General features: G+C 47.9%; 2 protein-coding genes. Both read right to left on the bottom strand.

Annotated elements, in window-relative coordinates; all coding sequences use genetic code 11:
* Positions 1 to 428, bottom strand: a 428-nt coding sequence (locus A3729_RS19665; RefSeq protein ID WP_197475938.1) for a 50S ribosomal protein L11 methyltransferase, incomplete at its 3' end; no start/stop codon positions are given.
* 47 nt (positions 429 to 475) lie between these two features.
* Positions 476 to 1,645 (bottom strand): acetyl-CoA carboxylase biotin carboxylase subunit (locus A3729_RS19670; RefSeq protein WP_068634196.1); only part of this gene is annotated, 1,170 nt, incomplete at its 5' end.

Genomic DNA, 1,645 nt, shown 5'->3' on the forward strand with positions numbered 1-1,645 from the left:
CCAGTGCCGAAAGCCAGGCCAGGGTCGAGCATCAGGTTGACAGCGTTTGGCTCAGGAATGTCATGCCAGCTTGGGCATATCCATAAGCGGCGACCAAACTGAATGGGTTTGAAGTTATCAATCCATTTACGCGTCCAGTCTTCGTTTTCCAATATTTCAAAACGCAATTCAGGGAAGGTCTGATCTGAAAGATTGGTGAAGACACTTTCAGTGATGGCTCTAATAGCTTTTTGGTCCTCATCGGCAGAAAACAGCCCGGTGACGATCGTTTCTTCCCAAAGCGGCGTTGTGCCCCGTTCGGGCTCTAGCACTGGCTGGTCTTGAGCATCTTCGAGAGTCACTGCGCTGGCTCCCGCCGCGAGCAAGCCTTCTTCGAGAGCTTCTGCGATGGCGGGAGATATATTGGCTTTAACTTGGATCCAGTTCATAAGTCAGTGACTTCCTGATAGTCGGGAATGAAATACATTAGATGAAACTAAAGGATATTCTTTTCCAGATGATGGATATTAAATTCGAGCTCTCGAAATCCGCTATCGGAAAGTAGCTTGCGGTGAAGGTCAATATTTGTGTCAATTCCGTCTACGACTAGCTCGTCAAGTGCGTTTGTCATACGGTTCATCGCCGCATTACGGTTTTCGCTATGACAAATGATTTTGGCAACTAAAGAGTCGTAAAATGGAGGTACACGATAGCCGCTATATAAATGCGAATCGACACGGACTCCCATGCCACCGGGCGCGTGAAACTGTTTAACTAAGCCGGGGCTCGGTGCAAAGGTTTGAGCATTTTCAGCGTTAATGCGGCACTCTATCGCATGGCCTTCAAGATTTACTTCAGCTTGAGAGACTGAAAGTGGTAGGCCGCTAGCAATTCTAATTTGCTCTTTAACGATATTAATGCCTGTTATCATTTCTGTTACAGGGTGCTCTACCTGTACTCGGGTATTCATTTCGATAAAATAGAAACTGTCATCCTGGTATAAGAACTCAAATGTTCCTGCTCCGCGATAGCCGATATCTTTGCAGGCTTTTACGCAGGCGGCAAACGTGGCTTGTCGGGCTTCCTCGTTAATATTTGGTGCAGGGGCTTCTTCGATAACTTTTTGGTGTCTTCGTTGCAGTGAACAGTCACGGTCACCTAAGTGAATGACATTGCCATGGTTATCTGCAAGTACCTGGATTTCGACATGCCGGGGTGTGTCGAGAAATTTTTCAAGGTAAACGGTGTCATCGCCAAAAGCGGCTTTGGCTTCAGACTGTGTTAGCTGAATCGAGGTGAGTAGTTCAGCTTCGTCGTTAACAACTCTCATACCCCGGCCGCCACCACCTGAGGCTGCTTTGATAATAACCGGGTAGCCAATTTTGCGTGCAATAGCTTTGGTTCGATCTTGATTATTTGTGATCGGGCCGTCGGAGCCAGGAACCGTCGGTACGCCGGCTTTTGTCATGGCTGTGATGGCTGAAACTTTATTCCCCATTAAGCGAATGACACTGGCAGGGGGGCCAATGAAGGTAAAGCCGCTCTTGTCGACTTGTTCTGCGAAGTCAGCATTTTCAGCAAGAAAACCGTAGCCAGGATGAATGCCAACAGCATTGGTCACTTCAGCGGCGCTGATTATTGCAGGTATATTGAGGTAGCTCTCGAC

The sequence above is a fragment of the Oleiphilus sp. HI0043 genome, from assembly GCF_001634935.1.